The sequence below is a fragment of the Sphingomonas sp. PP-CE-1G-424 genome (assembly GCF_004341085.1).
Taxonomy (GTDB): domain Bacteria; phylum Pseudomonadota; class Alphaproteobacteria; order Sphingomonadales; family Sphingomonadaceae; genus Sphingomonas.
Window position 1 is genome coordinate 459844 of record NZ_SLXW01000004.1, and the last position, 18830, is coordinate 478673.

At 67.0% G+C, this 18830-nt stretch carries 11 protein-coding genes; 5 read left to right on the forward strand and 6 right to left on the reverse strand.

Features of this window, described 5'->3' with window-relative positions; genetic code table 11:
• The first annotated feature begins 1 nt into the window (after nucleotide 1).
• Nucleotides 2-634, forward strand: a complete 633-nt coding sequence (locus C8J43_RS16315; protein WP_133031768.1) for a hypothetical protein — start codon at nucleotides 2-4, stop codon at nucleotides 632-634.
• Nucleotides 635-691: 57 nt separating this feature from the next.
• Here the strand turns inward: C8J43_RS16315 and C8J43_RS16320 are convergent, their stop codons facing one another.
• Complete coding sequence (locus C8J43_RS16320) at nucleotides 692-3193, reverse strand: TonB-dependent receptor (protein ID WP_133031769.1); 2502 nt, start codon at nucleotides 3191-3193, stop codon at nucleotides 692-694.
• Nucleotides 3194-3348: 155 nt separating this feature from the next.
• Between C8J43_RS16320 and C8J43_RS16325 the strand changes: the two genes are divergently transcribed.
• Nucleotides 3349-4161: a shikimate 5-dehydrogenase gene (locus C8J43_RS16325; RefSeq protein WP_133031770.1), complete on the forward strand. Its 813-nt coding sequence runs from the start codon at nucleotides 3349-3351 to the stop codon at nucleotides 4159-4161.
• Between the two features lie 11 nt (nucleotides 4162-4172).
• Here the strand turns inward: C8J43_RS16325 and C8J43_RS16330 are convergent, their stop codons facing one another.
• The 4 genes from C8J43_RS16330 to C8J43_RS16345 form a co-directional block, all read right to left on the reverse strand.
• Nucleotides 4173-5558, reverse strand: coding sequence for a M20/M25/M40 family metallo-hydrolase (locus C8J43_RS16330; protein ID WP_133031771.1), 1386 nt, complete (start codon nucleotides 5556-5558; stop codon nucleotides 4173-4175).
• A gap of 20 nt (nucleotides 5559-5578) precedes the next feature.
• The gene (locus tag C8J43_RS16335) at nucleotides 5579-8101 is read right to left on the reverse strand and encodes a TonB-dependent receptor (RefSeq protein WP_347812514.1); all 2523 of its coding nucleotides are present in this window, start codon (nucleotides 8099-8101) and stop codon (nucleotides 5579-5581) included.
• A gap of 137 nt (nucleotides 8102-8238) precedes the next feature.
• Nucleotides 8239-9804 (reverse strand): sulfotransferase, encoded by a 1566-nt coding sequence (locus C8J43_RS16340; RefSeq protein ID WP_243645616.1) that lies wholly within the window; start codon nucleotides 9802-9804, stop codon nucleotides 8239-8241.
• 86 nt (nucleotides 9805-9890) lie between these two features.
• Nucleotides 9891-11558: a glycoside hydrolase family 43 protein gene (locus C8J43_RS16345; protein WP_133031773.1), complete on the reverse strand. Its 1668-nt coding sequence runs from the start codon at nucleotides 11556-11558 to the stop codon at nucleotides 9891-9893.
• A gap of 240 nt (nucleotides 11559-11798) precedes the next feature.
• On the opposite strand from C8J43_RS16345, the gene C8J43_RS16350 reads away from it, so the two are divergent.
• The 3 genes from C8J43_RS16350 to C8J43_RS16360 are packed head-to-tail and all read left to right on the forward strand — an operon-like array spanning nucleotide 11799 to nucleotide 16859.
• Nucleotides 11799-14177, forward strand: a complete 2379-nt coding sequence (locus C8J43_RS16350) for a glycoside hydrolase family 95 protein (RefSeq protein ID WP_133031774.1) — start codon at nucleotides 11799-11801, stop codon at nucleotides 14175-14177.
• A gap of 43 nt (nucleotides 14178-14220) precedes the next feature.
• On the forward strand, nucleotides 14221-15279 hold the full coding sequence (locus tag C8J43_RS16355) for an alpha/beta hydrolase-fold protein (RefSeq protein WP_243645617.1): 1059 nt from the start codon (nucleotides 14221-14223) through the stop codon (nucleotides 15277-15279).
• 11 nt (nucleotides 15280-15290) lie between these two features.
• Nucleotides 15291-16859 (forward strand): glycoside hydrolase 43 family protein, encoded by a 1569-nt coding sequence (locus C8J43_RS16360; protein WP_243645618.1) that lies wholly within the window; start codon nucleotides 15291-15293, stop codon nucleotides 16857-16859.
• Here the strand turns inward: C8J43_RS16360 and C8J43_RS16365 are convergent, their stop codons facing one another.
• Entirely contained in the window at nucleotides 16860-18809 is a 1950-nt protein-coding gene (locus C8J43_RS16365) for a sialate O-acetylesterase (RefSeq protein WP_133031777.1), read from the reverse strand.
• Between the last annotated feature and the right edge of the window lie 21 nt (nucleotides 18810-18830).

Consider the following 18830-nt stretch of genomic DNA (forward strand, 5'->3'; position numbering starts at 1 on the left):
GATGACCAAGACACTCACACGCCTGTTCGACGACTATGCCGACGCAACCGCCGCGCTCCACGATCTCGAGCGGCTGGGCGTACCGCATAGTCATATCAGCATCGTCGCCAGCAACGCAGACGGCGCGCATGGCGATAGCGACACGACGCTCGGCGACGTCGACGACCGCGGCGATGTCAGCCGCGGCGTCTCGACCGGCGCAGCGGTTGGCGGCGTCGGTGGCCTGCTCGCCGGGCTCGGCCTGCTCGCGATCCCAGGCCTTGGCCCGATCGTCGCGGCGGGCTGGCTCGCCTCGACCGTGGTCGGTGCCGGGATCGGTGCTGCCGGTGGTGCTGCAACCGGCACGATCGTCGGCGCATTGAAGGACGCAGGGCATTCCGAAGAAGACGCGCATGTCTATTCGGAAGGCGTCCGTCGCGGTGGCACGCTGCTGAGCGCGCGCGTCGAGGACGATCTGGTTACCGAAGCCGAAGCGGTGCTCGATCGTAACCGCTCGGTCGACGCGACGACGCGCGGCGCGGCGTATCGCCAGGACGGCTGGAGCCGCTTCGACGAGGCTGCCCCCGCCTATACGCGCGATGAAGTCGCCGCTGAGCGGAACCGGTATCGGCCGTCGACGACGTCGACCTACTGAGCGAACCTCGCTTGGATGAAGACGGCGGCCTGTTGGAAAACAGGCCGCCGTTTTTCGTCAGAACCGCGTGGAAATGGTCGCGCCGTAGGTCCTCGGATCGCCTGGCTGGCCGACGATCAGGCCGGTGCTGCCCGACTGGGTTGCGAGCACATCATAGTAATGCTCGTCGAACGCATTGCGCAGCCAGAGAAACGCATTGATCCCCTCGCGCTCGCGGAACCCGACGCGGAAGTTGCTCAGCGAATAGCCGTTGATCTCGGTATAGATCGACTCCGACGGGTTCGACGAGAAATGCGACCGGTAGCTGCCGTCATAACCGACATAGAGCTGACCATCCTTGCCCGCGATGCGCGCCGGCAGGTCGTATTCCGCGCCGTATGAGAGCGCGAATTTCGAGACGCCGGGCAGGCGCTGCCCCGAGATGTCGCAGCTTGCCGGGCTGTACGACGGCCTTGTCGCGGTGCCGGCCTGGCCTGCGGGGCTTGCCGGGTGCGTCGCATCCGCCGCGGTGCCGCCGGTCAGTTCGGGCGGGCAGGGCGCATCGACGAACTTGACGTATTTGGCGTCGGTGTAGGCGCCGTTGACGTACAGGTTCAGCCGCTCCGATGGACGGAACGCGGAGTCGAATTCGAGACCGCGCGTACGCACCTTGCCCGCGTTCGCGAGGTAGCCGCGCAACACCGAATACTGGTTGTTGGTCACGGTCGCCTGATAATCCGCGATCTCGGTCCAGAACCCGGCGATGTTCAACGTAACACGCCGATCGGCGAACTGCGTCTTCAGCCCCAGCTCGTAATGATTGACCTTTTCCGGCTTCACGGTCGCCGAGGCGAGGATCGGGTTATTGTTGGCGTCGAGCGGCAGGCCGGACAGGTTGATCCCGCCCGATTTATAGCTGCGCGCATAGGTCGCATAGGCGTGGACGTCGGGGGTCACGGTGTACGACGCGGTGATGTCGCCCGACAGGTTCCAGTTATCGAACGTCGGCTTGTAGCTTTGCGGCGCGAGCACGCCGCGCTGATCGGCTGTCAGCGTGGTGCCGCCATTGCCGGTGGTGACGACGGAGACGTAATCGCCGTCCTTCTTGTCGTAGTTCAACCGCAGGCCGGGCGCGATCTGAAGCTTGTTCGTGGCATGCCAGGTGAGCTTTCCGAACAGCGCGGCGCTGGTGTTGGTGAAGCCGATCGTGTTGCGGCTGGTCAGCCCGTCGAGCACCGACGGGTTGCACGCCGCGGTGGTCGCGGTCGCGCATCCGGTGGCGCCGGGCGCGACACCGTTGCCGGGATTGAGCAGGAACCGGCTCGCCGCGGGGCCCTGGACCTGAAGACCCTGCGTATCGATCGTCTGGTGGAAGTAGAAGACGCCGACCGTGTAGTCGACCGCGTGCGTACCGTTCGATCCGACCCGCAGTTCCTGGCTGAACTGGCTCTGCTGCGACGGGTTCGCCGAGACCGGGGTGATCGGCAGGCCGATGAAGTCGCGATCGTTCGACGGATCCCAGTGCCAGAACCGCCACGCCGTCACCGACGTCACCGTCGCCGGGCCGAGATCCCAATTCGCGAGCAGCGACGCGCCACCCAGCTCCTGCTTCGCGCGCAGCGGCGTATCGACGTCGGTCACGCGGTCGAACGCGTTCGTCGAGGGCACGACATAGCCCTGCGCCGCGGCCAGCGCCGCATATTGCCGGTTGAGTGGCCGCTGCGTCGTGCCGACCCGCGCATAATATTGGACGCAGCAATTGGGGTTCTGCCGGCCGTAATCGCCGTACAGCGTCAGATCGAGATTGGAGGCCGCACGCCACAGCAGCTGGCCGCGAAACCCGAGATTGTCCTGGCTGTTGAGATAGGTGTCGGTGCGCGAATTGTAGATCGTGCCGCGCCGCGTCGTGATCGACGTCGACAGCCGGATCGCCAGCTTGTCGTCGATCAGCGGACCCGACACCGACGCCTTGCCCTGGAAGAAATCGTAATTGCCGCCGCTCAGCTCGACGCGCGCCTCGGGCGTGAAGCTCGGCGCCCGCGTGGTGACGTTGATCGCGCCCGCGGTGGTGTTCTTGCCGTACAGCGTGCCTTGCGGTCCGCGGAGAATCTCGATCCGCTCGGTATCGGTGAAGTCGAACGTCGCCGAGGCGATCCGGCTGTAATAGACCTGGTCGACATAGATGCCGACGCCCTGTTCGATGCCGTCGTTGGTTAGGCCGAACGGCGCGCCGAGCCCGCGGATGTTGGCGGCCGAATTGCGCGGGTTGGTCGAATAGAATTGCAGCGTCGGTGCAAGCTGCGTGATCCGGCTGACATTGTACGCGCCGGTGTCGGCGATCGCGGTGCCGCCGATCACCGACATCGCGATCGGCACGCTCTGGACGGTTTCCGCGCGGCGGCGTGCGGTGACGAGGATGTCGCCGCCTCCATCGCCCGACGCCGGGCCTGCGCGTTCCTGCTCGCCTGTGGACTGCGTCGGTTGCGCGGCCGGGGTCGCTACGGGTGCGGGCTGTGGCGGCGGGGTCTGTGGCACCTGCTCGGCACTCTGTAACGTCATCAGCAAAGCAGTCAGCACCATATCGCGTCCCCCGAACCTGTGCCGATAAACTCCATTGATATAGTGGGATTACCAATATCTATTTTGATCGGATGCCTAAAGCTCAGCTTTGAGGGTGCGGGATGGTGGCGCCGGCCGGACGGTATATAGACGCGGGAATGACGAAGGAGAGCCGCATGAAACCGCCGATCGGACGCGATACACGTCTGTGCATGTCGTTGTCGGCAAGGCCCGGCAATTTCGGCACCCGCTTTCACAACCGGCTCTACGCACTGACCGGGCTCGATTACGTGTACAAGTCGTTCTCGACCACCGACCTGCCCGCGGCGATCGGCGGGATCCGCGCGCTGGATATTCGTGGCTGCGCGATCTCGATGCCGTTCAAGGAGGCGGTGATCGCGCTGCTCGACGGTCTGGCGCCGTCGGCGAGCGCGATCGACAGCGTGAACACGATCGTCAACGACGACGGCGGGCTGACCGGGCACAACACGGATTACGGTGCGGTCGTCGATCTGGTCAGCGATATCGATCGATCGCTCTCGTTCGTGCTGCACGGCTCGGGCGGGATGGCGAAGGCGGTCGCCGCTGCGCTCAGCGACAGCGGTTTCCGGGATGGCACGATCGTCGCGCGCAACGCGGCGGCGGGACGCGCGCTCGCCGATCTTTACGGATATCGTTGTGCCTCGGAAGTGGGCGGGAGCGCGCCCCTCCTGATCAACGTGACGCCGATCGGGATGACCGGGGCGGATGCGGACGCGCTGGCGTTCCCGCCCGACATGATCGCGGCGTGCGACATCGCGTTCGACGTGGTGCAATATCCGCCCGAGACGCCGTTCCTGCGCGCCGCCGCGGACGCGGGCAAGCGCTGCATCACCGGGACCGAGGTCGCGACTCTGCAGGCGCTGCAACAGTTCGTGCTCTACACCGGCGTGACGCCCGATGCCGCGCAGGTCGCCGACGCGGCCGAGTGGGCGCGCGCGAACGCGTAAGCCGCTCGCACCTATTTCGTCAGGTCGGTGAGCAGCGAGCGGTAATAGGTGATCGCCAGCGGGATGTTGTCGATCGGCGTCCGCTCGTTGAGGCCGTGGCTGAAGTCGTCGGACTGCTTGATGAAGGTCGGGCTGACGCCGTAGCTCGGCACGCCGACCGAGCGGTACCACATCGAATCGCTCGCGCCCGCCGACATGCTCGGGAAGATCGGCACGCCGGGGCGAATCTTGCCCATCGCCGTCTTGACCGCATTCATCAGGTCGGCGCGCAGCGGCGAGGCGTCGGTCGGGTTCGACCCTTCGGTGACGTCGCTGAACTTGACGCCGGGGTCGGCGGCGACCTTGGCGAGTTCGGTCATCACGGTCGCCGGTTTCACGCCAGGGAAGATGCGGCAGTTGATGTTGGCGGTCGCGCGCTGCGGCAACGCGTTGAGCGCATGCCCGCCGCTGATCATCGACGTGACGCAGGTCGTGCCGATCTGACCGACATAGCCGGGATTGGCGGCGAGCGTCTCGATCGCCTTCTGGTCCTTCGGATTGGCGGCGAAGGCGCGCATCGCCGCGCCGATCTCGGGCGTCTGGCGTGGTGCGACGCCCTCGAAATAGCCCTTGGTGATCGGCGACAGTTGTGGCGTGAAGCGATAGTTGCCGATCCTGACCACGGCGGCGGCGAGCTGGTTGATTGCGTTGACTTCGCGCGGTGCGGACGAGTGGCCGCCGGCGCTGGTCGTTTCGAGCTGGAAGTCGGCATAGGTCTTCTCCGCCGCGCCGACCGTGAAATATTCGGCCTTGCCGTCTTCCGCGTACAGCCCGCCGCCGCCGTCGATGTTGAGCGCCATCTCGGCGGTCTTGAGCCGGTCGGCGATCAGCGACGACGTCTTCATGACGGTTTCCTCGTCGCCCGACAGCGCGAGGACGATGCCGCGCTTGGGTTTGTACCCCGCCTTCTTCATGTCGAGCAGCGTGGCGATCGCGAGCGCGGCGTCGAGCTTCATGTCGGTCGCGCCGCGGCCGTAGAGATAGCCGTTCTCGACCACCGCCGTGAACGGATCGCGCTTCCAGTCGGCGGGCTTGGCCTCGACCACGTCGATATGCCCGGAGATGACGATCGGCTTCAGCGTGGGGTCGGCCCCCTTCCACGTCGCGATCAGATAGGCGGTGTCGTCGACCGGGGTGACCGTCACGTCGCTCGCCGCAAAGCCGCCGCCGACCAGCACCGACTTCAGATAGGCGGCGAGCTGCGGCGTCTGGTTGCCCGGACCGCGCACGCTGCGAAACGCGATCATCTTCTGGGCGATTTCGAGGCCGTTGGTGGCGGCCGGCGAGGTCGCCGTCTGGGCGGGGGCGGGAATGGCGGCCGTCACGGCAGCGCAGGTCAGGAGCAGCTTCAGTGCCATCTTATGTCCTTGAATACGCATCAGAACTTCGCGCCAGCCCGCAGCCCGATCGTTCGCGGGGTGCTGGTGACGATGTAGGTCCGCTGCGAGCAGGTGCCGCATTGCTGATACCGCGACAGTTCCGCGCGTTCGTCCCAGAGGTTCTGGACGAACACCTCGAAGGTGAAGTTCGACACCTCCGCGCCGACCGAGGCGTTGCCGGTGGTGTAGGCCTGAAGCCGCCCCAGCGTCGCCGCCTGCGCCAGTCGGATATCCGCCGACGCCGAACTCTGATGTGCGACGAGGCCCTGGATATACGCCTTCGCGGTGCCGATCGGCATGCTGTAGCGCGCGGTGCCGCTCGCCTTGAAGCGTGGCGTGATCGGCAGGCGCGTCCCCGATGGCGCGAGTACGTCGGTGCCGTCGCCGCTGCAGATCTGCGTCGCGCACAGGTCGTTGCGCGTCTTCGCATCGGTGTACGAACCCGCAGCGGTCAACGAGAGGCCGCCGGTCGAGAAGTTCGCGTCAGCCTCCGCGCCGCGGATCCGCGCGTTCGGGCCGTTCTGGATGATCGTGAAGCTGTTCGCGCCGAGGAACGAGAACTGGAACTTGTCCCATTGCTGTTGATAGATCGCGGCGTTGAACCGCAATCGCTCGAACAGCGTCGTCTTCAGGCCGAGCTCGTAATTGGTCAGGAAGTCCGCGTCATATGGCGCAACGTCGCCGCGACGATTGATCCCGCCCGGACGGAAGCCGCGGGAGAAGGTGGCATAGGCCAAGACCTTGTCGGTCGGCTTGAAGGTAAGGTTGAAGCGGTAGGTCGCACCCTGGCCCTGCGTCTTCTTCGGGATCAGCCCGGTCGTCGTGTAGGTCGCAAGATTGGTGCACGGCGAGCCCGAGACCGTCGCCGGCAGCAGCGTCGAGGTGTCGCCGCCGTCCAGATAGGCCTGCCGCAGGGTCTGGCCATTGGCGAGATAGCATCCCGCGACACCGGTCTGGCCGCTGCCCGCCGCGTTGAACGGCGTGGCGGTGTAGGGTCGGCCGTCGGCCGGATCGATTGCCGGATTGCGTCCGAACCCGTAGAAGCCGATCAGCGAATTGTCGTAGATGTACGCGCGGCCTCCCGCGGTCGCGGTGAGGGTCGGCAGGATGTCGAAACTCGCCTCGCCGAACACCGCATAATCGGTATCGACGCGCTTTTGCTGGGTCAGCCACAAGGTACCGGGCGAGCCGTTGACCGACACCGCGGTGCCGAGATTGGCGATCTGGTAGTCCTGGAAGATCGCATTCGTCTGGCGCTGGTAGAAGGCACCCGAAACGACCCGGAAGCGATCCGACGACGGCGAGGCAACGCGGAATTCCTGGCTGATCTTCTTGAAGTGATCGGTGCCGATGATCTTCTGCCGCGGATCGATCGTCTTGCCGGCATTGTCTTGGTAATAGAAATAGCCGGCGAGCCCACCCGCGGACGAGTACATCGAGTCATACGCCTCGGCGTAATCGGTATAGTCGCTCGACGTGAAGGTTTTTCGGTCGAGATATGCGCCGGCGTACGTGACGTCCCAGTTGCCGACCTTGCCCTCGATGGTCAGGGCGCCCTGGATGAAGCGGTCGCGGCGGTATTCGGGGAAGAAATGCTGGACCTGGAGATCGCCGACCTTGGGGTCGTAGCCATAGGTGCCGTGGTTGCGCTGTTCCTGGTACAGGACGGTCGGCGTCACGGTCCAGTTGCTGTCGAGATCGACCTTGAGCGCCGCGCGGCCACCATAGGTCTCGGTATCGTTGTAGTTCTTCTTCACGAATGCGGCATTGTCGACGACCACGCCGCCATTCGCCGACGTGCACGAGGTCGCGGTCGGCTCGGGCAGGTAGCTGCGGCACCCGGCGACATTGTCGATATAGCCTGCATCGCGCTGATAGAAGCCGACCACGCGCAGCGCCGCCGACCCGGACAGCGGCATGTTGAGCATGCCCTCGAGCTTGCTGCCGATGCCGCCCGACTTGACGCTGTTCACCTCGCCGTCGACGCGGCCGTAGAAGCCGCTCAGATCGGGCTTGTTGGTGATGATCCGGATCGTGCCGGCTTCCGACGACGCGCCGTACAGCGTGCCCTGTGGCCCGGCGAGGCTCTCGATCCGCGCGATGTCGTAGATGTGGACGTCGAGCGTACCACCGATCGTCGTCACCGGCTGTTCGTCGAGATACGTGCCGACCGACGGCAGCGGGCCCGAATGATTGCCGTCGCCACCCGATGCGACGCCGCGCATGTAGACGACGGTCGAGCCGGGCTGCGTCGTCTGGAACGACACCGACGGCAGCAACTGCGTATATTGGTTGAAGTTCGAGATGTTGAGATCGTCGAGCCGCTTGGTGCCGATCGCCTGGATACTGATCGGGACGCTCTGGATGCTCTGGTCGCGCTTCTGCGCGGTGACGACGATGTCGCCTTCGTATTCGCCGGCGGTTTGCGCTGATGGGGCGGTTTGCTCGGCCGGCGCGGCGGGATTGGTCTGGGCGGAGGCGGGAGACACTATCGCCGACGAAGCCAGAAGTGAGCCGATCAACAACCGACGATCGAATATGTGCATGCGCGAGCCCCCAAGCGATTATGCGCAGAGACTGTGGTGCAGTGCAGCGAAGGTCAAACGAAGCCGAAGAATTTTGCAGCTTTATTACGTGAGCGTGACGTTTTTACCACGGATCATGCGCGTATCAGGTCGCCGAGCGCAGTTTTCAGCGGGTCGAGCCAGATTTCGTACGGTCGCCAGGCATCGACGCCGTCGCGGTTGATCGGGCGGCGAACCTGCTCCGAACTCGCGGTGCGCACCGCGCGATCGGTTTCGTGGAAAGCGAGGCAGGCGGGCTCGTACTCGAGCCGGCACGCAGCTAGCAGCGCACGGACCTCGGTCTCGGTGTTGTCGATCAGCGCTTCGTGATCGACGCGGTGGACGCGGCCCGGTGCGACCGTGTCGACGTGGCGCATCAGGCGGACGTAATCGCGGTAATAGCGGCCGAGATCGTCGAGCGCATAGCTGAACGTCTGCCCCCGCGCGTAATGCTGTTTGAAGTTCGAGAAGCAGCAGTCGAGCGGGTCGCGCCGCGCGTCGATGATCCGCGCGTTCGGCAGCGCGAGCAGGATCAGCGGCACGTGCGCCCAGTTGTTGGGGAGCTTGTCGATGAAGAACGGGCGCTCGGTACGGCGCTGGATTGCGGCGCGGCGCAGATACTCCTCGCCGATCTCGCGCAATGCCTCCGCCGACAGCGTGTCGATCGCGCCCGGATAGTCGGCGATGCCGCGCGCGATCGCGGGCATGTCGGGGAGTTCGGTGGTGCCCTCGACCAAGCTGTGGCTGGCGAGGATCTGTTCGATCAGCGTCGAGCCGGCGCGGGGCATGCCGAGCACGAAGATCGGGTCGGGGGCGTCGCACCCCTGGCCGCGACGCGCGTCGAGCAGCGCTGGGGTCAGTACCGCAATGCTGCGGTCGACGAACGCGGTGGTCTCGTCGGCATCATACGAAATTCTGGTGCGGCGCAGCGCGTTGCCCGCGTCGTAATGCGCGAACGAGTGGGCGGCGTCGCGGCGATCCTCGAACGCCTTGCCGAGCGCGAAGTCGAGGTGGAAGCGATCCTCGTCGCCGAGGTCGTCGCGCGCGAGCGCCGCCTCCATCGCCGCGATATCGTGGTCATCGAACCGCACCGTCTTGAGGTTGGCCAGGCTCCACCACGCATCGCCGAGCGTCGGCTGGAGTGACAGCGCGCGCCGATATGCGGTGATACCGTCGTCGCGGCGCCCGACGGTCTTGAGCATATGGCCGTAACTCAGCCACACGCGCGGCTGATCGGGGGCGTCGTGCAGCACCTTTTCGTACAGCGTGATCGCATCCTCGAACCCGCCGAGCCGGCCGAGCGCCGCCGCTTTCAGATTGGCGTGGCCGGGATTGTCGGGCTCGTCGGCGATCACCGCATCGAGCAGGGTCAGCGCCTCGGGCGCGCGGTTCTGGCGGTAGAGCACGAGCGCGAGGTTGGCGCGCGCCGCGGTGAAGCCGGGGGCCAGTTCGATCGCACGGCGCAACAGCGTCTCGGCATCCTTGTACCGCCCGATCCGCCCGGCGAGTTCCGCCAGCATGCGGATCGCGCGCGCGTCGAACGGATCGCGCTTGAGATAGGCCTTCAGCAGTGGCTCGGCGACGTGGAGCTGATTGTCGTGCAGCGCCAGCGCGGCCTGCATCAGGTCGCTCGACCAGCGGGGAGTGGGGAGGGAAGCCATCGCGCCGAACAGTCGGAGAGCAGGGCGCCAGCGTCAAGCAGGCATCCGCACTCGCGGTCGCATGCCTGCGCTACGCCGTCACGCGGTCAATGCGTCCATGCATAGGGGCCCACGACGGTCCCGACGAACCCGCCCGCGGACTTGGTGCTGAGAAAGCGTGCGTCGACCTTGTCCGACAGCGTGCGCCGGGTGCCCGCGACCTGATAATCGAACGCCATCGTCCCGCCGTTGGCGCGGATCGTCAGCGTGACGGGACCGGCTGCGACGGGGGCCGACGCGACCAGCCGCTCGCGCCCGTCAGCCGCGGTATACAGCGCGACGACGGTCTTGCCGGCGATCCGCGTGACGCCGAACACCAGATAGTTTCGGTCGCTCTGCATTGCTGCGAGCCCGGCACGGTCGCCATCCGTGTCCGGTGCGAATTTGACCGTGGTCGATATCGTCGCGACGTGATGCTGCTGACGCCGCCCGACGAACGCGGGCACGCCCGACAGGTCGCCGATCGGCGTACCCTTGCCCAGCACGAGGTCGCCGTGATCGAGCCGGTAGAACGGCTGCTTCGGGGTACGCACGCCGATCCACTGCATCGCGAGCTTGGTGCCGTCGAAGTCGTCGACATAGCCGAAGTCGCCGCTGGTCGGGACCTTGGGGGCGGGTTGTTTGGGGAGATTAGGCGCCTTGCCGACGAACGGTATCGCCTGGCCCTTGGGCAGGATGATCGGCCAGCCATCCTTCCATGTCACGGGCACCAGGAACGTCTCGCGACCGATGTTGTAATAGTCGCCGTCATACGGGCGGACCGCCAGGAAGGTCGCCCACCAGTCGCCTTTCGCGGTCTGGACCAGTTCGGCGTGACCCGACGAGGTGATCGGGTTGGCGCGGGCGGGATCGAGGTCGCGTTGCGTCAGGATCGGGTTGCCCGCGAACGGCGCGAACGGCCCGCGCAGCTGCCGCGACCGGAACACGACCTGCGAATGGTTGACGCTCGTGCCGCCTTCCGCCGCAGTCAAATAATACCAGCCGTCCTTGCGGAAGATATGTGGTCCCTCGATCCACACTGGCTTCTTGGTCAGGTCGACGCCGCCGTTGATCAGCTGCGTGCTCTCGCCGACCATTTTCCCCGCGCGCCAGTCGAATTCCTGGATCCAGATCGCGCGGTGGCCGTCGTAGCGTGGCGGCTCGTTCGGTGCGCGGTTGTTGACGACATAGGCCTTGTCGCCCTCCCAGTAGATCGAGGGGTCGATCCCCTCGAACGGCAGCCAGGTCGGATTGGACCAGGGACCCGCCGGGTTCTTGGCGGTGATGACGAAATTGCCTTTGCACTCGACGCAGGTGTTGACGATGTAGAATGTGCCGGCGTGGTAGGAGATGTCGGGCGCGAACACTGCCTGCGACGTCCGCATGCCGGTGAAGTCGAGCTGTTCCGGCCGATCAATCGCGTTGCCGATCTGCGTCCAGTGGACGAGATCCTTCGACGTGAAGATCGGCAAGCCGGGGAAATGCGCGAACGACGACAGGACGAGGTAGAAGTCGTCGCCCACGCGTGTCACCGACGGATCGGGGTAATAGCCCGACAGGATCGGATTGCGGTACTCGCCGGGGCCGACCTTGACCTGTTCCTGTGCGTGGCCGTCATAGGTGAAGCGGCTGAACCGGGGGGCGTCGCTTGCCGAGGCTGTGGCGGTGGCCGTGCCTGCAAGCAGGACGGCGGTCGCGCGCAGTGCGGCGCCTGCATATCGATCGAAGCGCGTCATGGTGGTCCTCTCCCGTCGTCTCGCGGCACTGAACGCGCCTGCTGCCTCAGCACTATAGCGCTAACATTCTCGAAGGCCAGCCGCGTGCCTTCGAGTGGCGGAAGGTGGCTTGGGGGTAGCTAAGATACCGGTACCAAGTTACGCACCGTCCCAACGCAGGTGCAACGGGCGGCGTGGTGAGTGTCGGGCAGGGTCCGGTCTTCCGCAGATTCGCTCGTGACGATCGCGGAAGGGAGAAGGATGACCGAACTGTCCGCCAAGGGACCGCACGCATCGCCGTCGCGTCGCGAACTGCTCGAAGGCGTCGGGGCGACCGTCGCGCTGGCCGTGCCGGCATTGGCGTTGCCAACCGGGGCTGAGGCGGCAATGTCCGCGCCGGGTGAAACGCGGTTATGGTATCGGCAACCGGCCAAGGTCTGGACCGAGGCGCTGCCGGTCGGCAACGGGCGGCTCGGCGCGATGGTTTTCGGGGGGACGACGCGCGAGCGGTTGCAGCTGAACGAGGACACGTTGTGGTCCGGCGGTCCCTACGACCCGGTCAACCCGGACGCGCGGGCGGCCCTTCCCGAGGTGCGGCGGCTGATCGAGGCGGGCGCGTTCGCCGAGGCGCAGGCGCTCGCCAATGCGCGGCTGATGGGCGTGCCGAAGACGCAGATGGCGTATCAGCCGGTCGGCGACCTGCTGCTCGAGTTGCCGGGCGCAGCGGGAGAGGCGAGCGCGTATACCCGCGCGCTCGATCTCGATGCGGCGGTCGCGGCGACAAGCTTCACCCTCGGCGGGACGCGGTTCCGGCGTGAGGTCTTCGCATCTCCGGGTGAGCAGGTGATCGCGGTGCACATGACCGGCGACCGGCCTTTCGACCTGCTGGTCGGGCTGACGTCGCCGCAACCGGGCGCGGGCGTCGTCGCGGCAGGGGGGATGCTGACGCTGACCGGTCGCAACGCCGCGCGGGCTGGCGTTGCGGGCAGATTGCGGTTCGCGGCGCGCGTGCGGGTCGTGGCGGACGGCGGCAGGGTGGCGGCGGATGGCGAGCGCCTGTGCGTCACCGGTGCCCGGTCGGTCACATTGCTGATTGCGATGGGGACGAGCTATCGTCGGTTCGACGACGTCGGCGGCGATCCCGACGCGACGACACTGGCGGCGGTCGAGGGCGCGGCGCGACGCGGGGTGGCCCGGCTACGGTCGGATGCGACCGCGGCGCACCGCGCGCTGTTTCGGCGAGTGAAGCTCGATCTTGGCCGGACGGCAATCGCGGATCGGCCGACCGACGAGCGCGTGCTGGCCGATCGGGCCGCCGCCGACCCGGCGCTCGCGACGCTGTATTTCAATTACGGGCGCTATTTGCTGATCGCCTCGTCGCGACCGGGGAGCCAGCCGGCCAACCTTCAGGGGATCTGGAACGCGGAGACGAACCCGCCCTGGGAGTCGAAATATACCGTCAACATCAATACCGAGATGAATTACTGGCCGGCCGAGGTTACCGCGCTGCCCGAATGCGTCGCGCCGCTGGTGCAGATGGTGCGCGAGTTGGCGGTCACCGGTGCACGGACCGCGAAGACGATGTACGGTGCGCGCGGCTGGGTGTGTCATCACAACACCGATCTGTGGCGCGCGACCGCGCCGATCGATGGCGCGCAATGGGGGCTGTGGCCGACCGGCGGCGCATGGCTGTGCACGCATCTGTGGGACCATTACGACTATAGTCGCGATCTCGGCTTCCTCCGGTCGGTCTACCCGCTGCTGCACGGCGCGGCGCTGTTCTTCCTCGATACGCTCCAGACCGATCCGAAGACCGGCGCGCTGGTCACCAATCCGTCGCTGTCGCCCGAGAACGTGCATCCGAAGGGCGCATCGATCTGCGCGGGGCCGGCGATGGATATGCAGATCCTGCGCGACCTGTTCGACCAGACGGGCAAGGCGGCGACACTGCTCGGCACCGACGCGGCGTTCGTGGCGCAACTGGCGGCGGCACGCGCGCGGCTGGCGCCCGACAAGATCGGGCGCGGTGGTCAGTTGCAGGAATGGCAGGCCGACTGGGATGCCGACGCGCCCGAACAGCGTCATCGCCACGTCTCGCATCTTTACGGCCTGTTCCCCGGCGACCAGATCGATCTCGACGCGACGCCCGCGCTCGCCAAGGCGGCGCGACGGTCGCTTGAGATCCGCGGCGACGAATCGACCGGCTGGGCGACCGCGTGGCGCGCGAACCTGTGGGCGCGGCTGCGCGACGGCGAGCACGCGCACCGCATCCTCGCCTATCTGCTCGGCCCTGCGCGCACCTATCCCAATTTGTTCGACGCGCATCCGCCGTTCCAGATCGACGGCAATTTCGGCGGGACGCGCGCGATCGCGGAAATGCTGATGCAGAGCCGCGGCGACGAGATCCTGCTGCTGCCGGCACTACCGCGCGCATGGCCGAGCGGGTCGATCATCGGCTTGCGTGCGCGCGGCACGTGCGTGGTGAACGTGCGGTGGGAAGCCGGCACGCTGACCGACGCGGTCCTCCGTTCCACGATCCACGGACGCCGCCGCATCCGGCTGGGCGACCGCACCGTCGACGTGACGCTGGTGCCGGGGCGCAGCGTCAGGCTGCGCGGTGCCGGATTGACGCAGGCATGACCGCCGCATGCCCATCTTTTCCGCTCTTCGAGGTATCGCATCCATGACGAGATTCCTGATGGCCGTGCTCGCCTTCGGGCTGGCGATATCCGGCGCGGCGCATGCGCAGGTGGCGACGACCACGCCGCCGCCGGTCGCGGGTGCCAAGCCAGTGACGGTCGAGCGCATCACCGTCCATTCGCGCGCGATCGAGGGCAATCTCGAAGGCAACAGTGCGGATCGCGTGGTGCTGGTGATGCTGCCACCGAGCTATCACAGTACCCCGACACGCCGCTATCCGGTGGTGTACGCACTGCACGGCTATTCGATCGGCGCCGAGCAATGGGCGAAGGAAATTCATGTCCCGCAGACGATCGAAGGCGCGTTCGCAAAGGGCGCGCGCGAGATGATCGTCGTGCTGCCCGACAGCAAGACGGTGCATAACGGCTCGTTCTATGCGAGTTCGGTAACGGTCGGCGACTTCGAGCAGTTCATCGCGCGCGATCTCGTCGGCTATGTCGACGCGCATTACCGGACGCTGGCGGACCGCCGCAGCCGCGGGCTCGCGGGGCATTCGATGGGCGGCTACGGCACCGCGCGGATCGGCATGAAGCACCCCGACATCTTCGGCGCGCTCTACATGATGAGCCCGTGCTGCCTGTCGATACGCGCGCTCGGCACGCCCGACGCGGCGGCGGAGAATACTCTGCGGGCGCTGCGCTCGCCGACCGAAAGCGCGGGCCTGTCGTGGGGATTGCGCGCGCAACTCGCGACCGCGGCGGCGTGGTCGCCAAACCCGAAGGCGCCGCCGCTGTTCCTCGACCTGCCGATCAAGGACGGCGTCGCGCAGCCCGACGTGATCGCGCGCTGGGCGGCCAACGCACCGCTGTCGATGCTCGATCAATATGCCGGTAACCTGCGGCGCTACGCTGCGATCGGACTCGACGTCGGTGATCGCGACGGGCTGAAGGGCGATGCGATCGCGCTGCACGAGGGGCTCGACCGCTACGGCATCGTCAACCAGTTCGCGGTCTATCCCGGCGATCATACCAGCGGTGTCGCGGGGCGCGTCCAGGACGTCATGATCCCGTTCTTCTCGCGCACCCTGGCGTTCGCACGATGAGGGGCGGGGCGTTGATCGCGGCGCTCGCGCTGCTGGCGATACCAGCGTCGGCGCAGGTCTGGCGGTCGGATCAGGGGAACGGCACTTTCCGCAATCCGGTGCTGTTAGCGGACTATCCCGATCCCGACATCATCCGCGTCGGCCGGGACTATTATTTTGTGACGACGACGTTTGCCAACGTGCCGGGAATCACGATCCTGCACAGCCGCGATCTGGTCAACTGGACGCTTGCTTCGCACCTCGTCGATCGGCTCGAGGGCAAGCCCGAATATGACCTGAAGGGCGGCAACGCGTATCGGCACGGACTCTACGCCTCGTCGTTACGCTATCACGCGGGCACCTATTATATCGCCAATACGCCGGTCGGGCAGAAGACGCGGATCTGGTACGCCAAGGACGTACGCGGGCCGTGGCGCTATCACGAACTGGAGCGCGAGGCGTTCGATCCCGGCCTGTTCATCGAGCCCGACGGGCGCGCGTATATCGCCACGGCCTCGACCGCCGACGGCACGATCACGCTGCTCACGCTCGACAAGGATCTGGCGCACGTCACCGACGCGCGGAAAATCCATTACATCAAGGGCGCGGAGGGCTCGAAGATCATCCGCCGCGGTGCGTATTATTACCTGTTCAACGCGTTGCCGCCGCGCCTCGGGCTGACGGTGTCGCGGTCGCGCAGCCTGTTCGGGCCGTGGGAGACGCGCGACCAGATCGACGACACGACAGGCGGGCATCAGGGCGCGCTGGTCGACCTGCCCGACGGCCGCTGGTTCGGCTTCGTCATGGAGGATAGCGGCGCGGTCGGCCGGATGACCAATCTCAGCCCGGTATTCTGGCGCGACGACTGGCCGGTGTGGGGCACTATGGACGCGCCCGGTCGCGTACCCCGGATCGCACAAAAGCCAGTCGCCGGGTTTCCGTTCGCCGAGCCGGCCACCTCCGATAACTTCGCGGGTTCGCGTCTGGGCCTGCAATGGCAGTGGAACCATAATCCCGACCCGAGCCGCTGGTCGCTGACTGCGCGGCCGGGCTGGTTGCGGCTGAAGCCGACGATCGCGCCACGCTTCTGGTCGGCGCGCAACACGCTGACGCAGAAAGGGCAGGGGCCCGCCAGCCGCGCCGAGGTGAAGCTCGATATCGGTCATCTCGCGCCCGGCGATCGATGCGGGTTCGGGACGCTGGGGCAATATAGTGGCAACCTGACGATCGAGCGCGACGCGGGCGGCGCAGCCTCGGTGGCGATGGAGGTGACCGAAGACACGGTCGACGGCGCGCGGACCGAGACGCGCGGTCGCAGCGTGATCGGCGCTGGCCGCGCGCTGTGGTTGCGCACCGAGATGGATTTCACGATCGATCGTGCCCGCGTCGCGTATAGTCTCGACGGCCGCCGCTGGACCGGGGTCGGCGGCGACTTCCCGCTTGCCTTCGCATGGCGGACGGGGACGTTCCAGGGCGAGCAGTTCGCGCTGTTCTGCTACGCGCCGAACCCCAGCAGGGGCTGGCTCGACGTCGACTCGTTCGCACTGAGCGCGCGCGAACCCCGATCGACGTTCAAGTTCCGCAACGCGTCCACACGCTAATCATTTGCGCGGCGCGACGGGTATCTCGAACGTGCCGACCGGGAGCATCGCGTCGTCGGACAGGTTCACCGATGGCGCATCCGCCCAGGCATAGCGGACGCGGGTGACGGGCTTGCCGTCGCCCGGCAGCGTCACGGTGGTGCCGGCGACGCTGCCTGCGGCATAGCGGCAGGTGCCCGGCGCGGTGTCGCACAGTTCGAACCCGATCGCCTGGTTCGCACCGCGTGCGTGGAGCGCGCCGGTCACATCGCCGAAGCGCAGCGCGATGCTGCCATCGGCACCGGCGTCGGCTGTAGCGATGGCGGGACCGGACGGGCCGCCGGGCGCACCATAGACCGCCGACCGCATGACCTTCGCGAGGCGTTGCCCGACCTCGTGCTTCTCGCCGGGATGGATGTCGAGCGCATCGCCGATATCGAGCGTGACCGCGATCCCGGCATGGCGGTCAGCGGCGGCGACGCGGCGCTGCGCATCGCGGACATAGCCCCAGCCGCTGTCGCTCGGCACGCTGGTCGGCTTGCCGTAGTTCGCGAGCTGGACGATTCCGAACCCCGTCTCGGGCGTGCCGAACCGCGTGCGCCAGTCCGCGATCAGTGCGGTGAGGCGGCGGTCGTAGCCGGGGATGCCGGTGTCCGACTCGCCCTGATACCAGGCGATGCCGGCGAGCCTGGTCGACGCCAGCGGCGCGATCATCGCGTTGTACAGCGTCCCGTCGCCATTGATGTCGTCCCACGGCACGCGCGGTGCGGCGCCATCGAGCCGCTTGGCGATCGCATAACGCCAGCCGCTACCGAGCGCCGCGCTGCTGCCGTCGGCAAAGGTCACGCGCATCGTGTCGGCGGGGCCGGTCATGCCGCCGAACGCATAGACGTCGTCGTCGTTGACGGTGATGACGTTGCTGCCGGGCTTCAGCGTGCCGACCGGCAGCGTGTAGACGCGCGCCTTGCTGGCGAGGCTGCTGCCACCGACGCCCTGGCCGTTGACCCAGGTCCGGTCGGCATCGTCGATCGTGCCGAGCGACAGGATCGCGGGTCCGCGCGCCTGCGCGGCGGTGACCTCGACCGTCCGCTGATACCAGATCATGCCGTTATAGTCGGCGAGTTCGGGCACGCCCCAGGTCTCGAAATTGGTCATCGCCGGCACCGGCTTCCAGTCGAGTGCGGCTGCCGGCTGCCACGGTTCGCGGCCCACCGCGTCGCCCGACCCGGCGCGCCACCAGCTTTCCCAGATCGTCGAAGCCTTGCGGTCGGCGGCAGCGGGATCGCGCGCGTATAAAGCGAGCAGATCGGCCTCGGCGCCGAGGCCTGCCTTGCGCAACGCGGAGTCGCTCAGCCAGGCGCTGATCCGCGATCCGCCCCAGCTCGAATGGATCGCGCCGATCGGCACCTTGGCGGTGCGCCGCAGCGCCTGCACCATGTAGAAACAGGCGGCGGAGAAGGTCGGTACGGTCGCCGGCCCGGCCGCAGCCCAGTGCGGTTGCTCGGCGAAGCGCGCGACGGGGCTTGCCGCCGAGACCTTGGCGACGGTCAATAGCCGAAGCTGATCGTCGACCGCCGGATGCGCATCGGGGAACAGCGTCTGCGCGTTCTCGACCGCCAGCTCCATGTTGCTCTGGCCCGAGCACAGGAAGACGTCGCCGATCAGGATATCGCGCACCACCGCGGCACCGCTGTTCGCCGCGATCGTCAGGTCGTAGGGGCCGCCGGCGGGCAGCGCGGGCAGGCGCGCCTCGAACCGGCCGTCGCGCCCTGCCTTGGTCGTCACGGTGCGACCGGCGAGCGCGATCAGGATCGTCTCGCCCGCCGCCGCATCGCCGCTCAGCACGATCGGCTGGCCGCGCTGGATCACCGCATGATCGCCGAGCACGCCGTCGAGACGTGGCGCGGCCAAGGCCGGGGAGGCCGCACCGGCAATAGCGGCGTAAAGCGCGAGGCGCAGGGCGGTCGTCATCGGATCGTTTTCCTTGGGGTT

Bases quoted from the DNA above. Each gene is read 5' to 3' on its own strand.
- C8J43_RS16345 (WP_133031773.1), bottom strand. From the start codon at position 11,558: ATGACGCGCTTCGATCGATATGCAGGCGCCGCACTGCGCGCGACCGCC.
- C8J43_RS16340 (WP_243645616.1), bottom strand. From the start codon at position 9,804: ATGGCTTCCCTCCCCACTCCCCGCTGGTCGAGCGACCTGATGCAGGCC.
- C8J43_RS16325 (WP_133031770.1), top strand. From the start codon at position 3,349: ATGAAACCGCCGATCGGACGCGATACACGTCTGTGCATGTCGTTGTCG.
- C8J43_RS16350 (WP_133031774.1), top strand. From the start codon at position 11,799: ATGACCGAACTGTCCGCCAAGGGACCGCACGCATCGCCGTCGCGTCGC.
- C8J43_RS16330 (WP_133031771.1), bottom strand. From the start codon at position 5,558: ATGGCACTGAAGCTGCTCCTGACCTGCGCTGCCGTGACGGCCGCCATT.
- C8J43_RS16365 (WP_133031777.1), bottom strand. From the start codon at position 18,809: ATGACGACCGCCCTGCGCCTCGCGCTTTACGCCGCTATTGCCGGTGCG.
- C8J43_RS16315 (WP_133031768.1), top strand. From the start codon at position 2: ATGACCAAGACACTCACACGCCTGTTCGACGACTATGCCGACGCAACC.
- C8J43_RS16355 (WP_243645617.1), top strand. From the start codon at position 14,221: ATGACGAGATTCCTGATGGCCGTGCTCGCCTTCGGGCTGGCGATATCC.
- C8J43_RS16320 (WP_133031769.1), bottom strand. From the start codon at position 3,193: ATGGTGCTGACTGCTTTGCTGATGACGTTACAGAGTGCCGAGCAGGTG.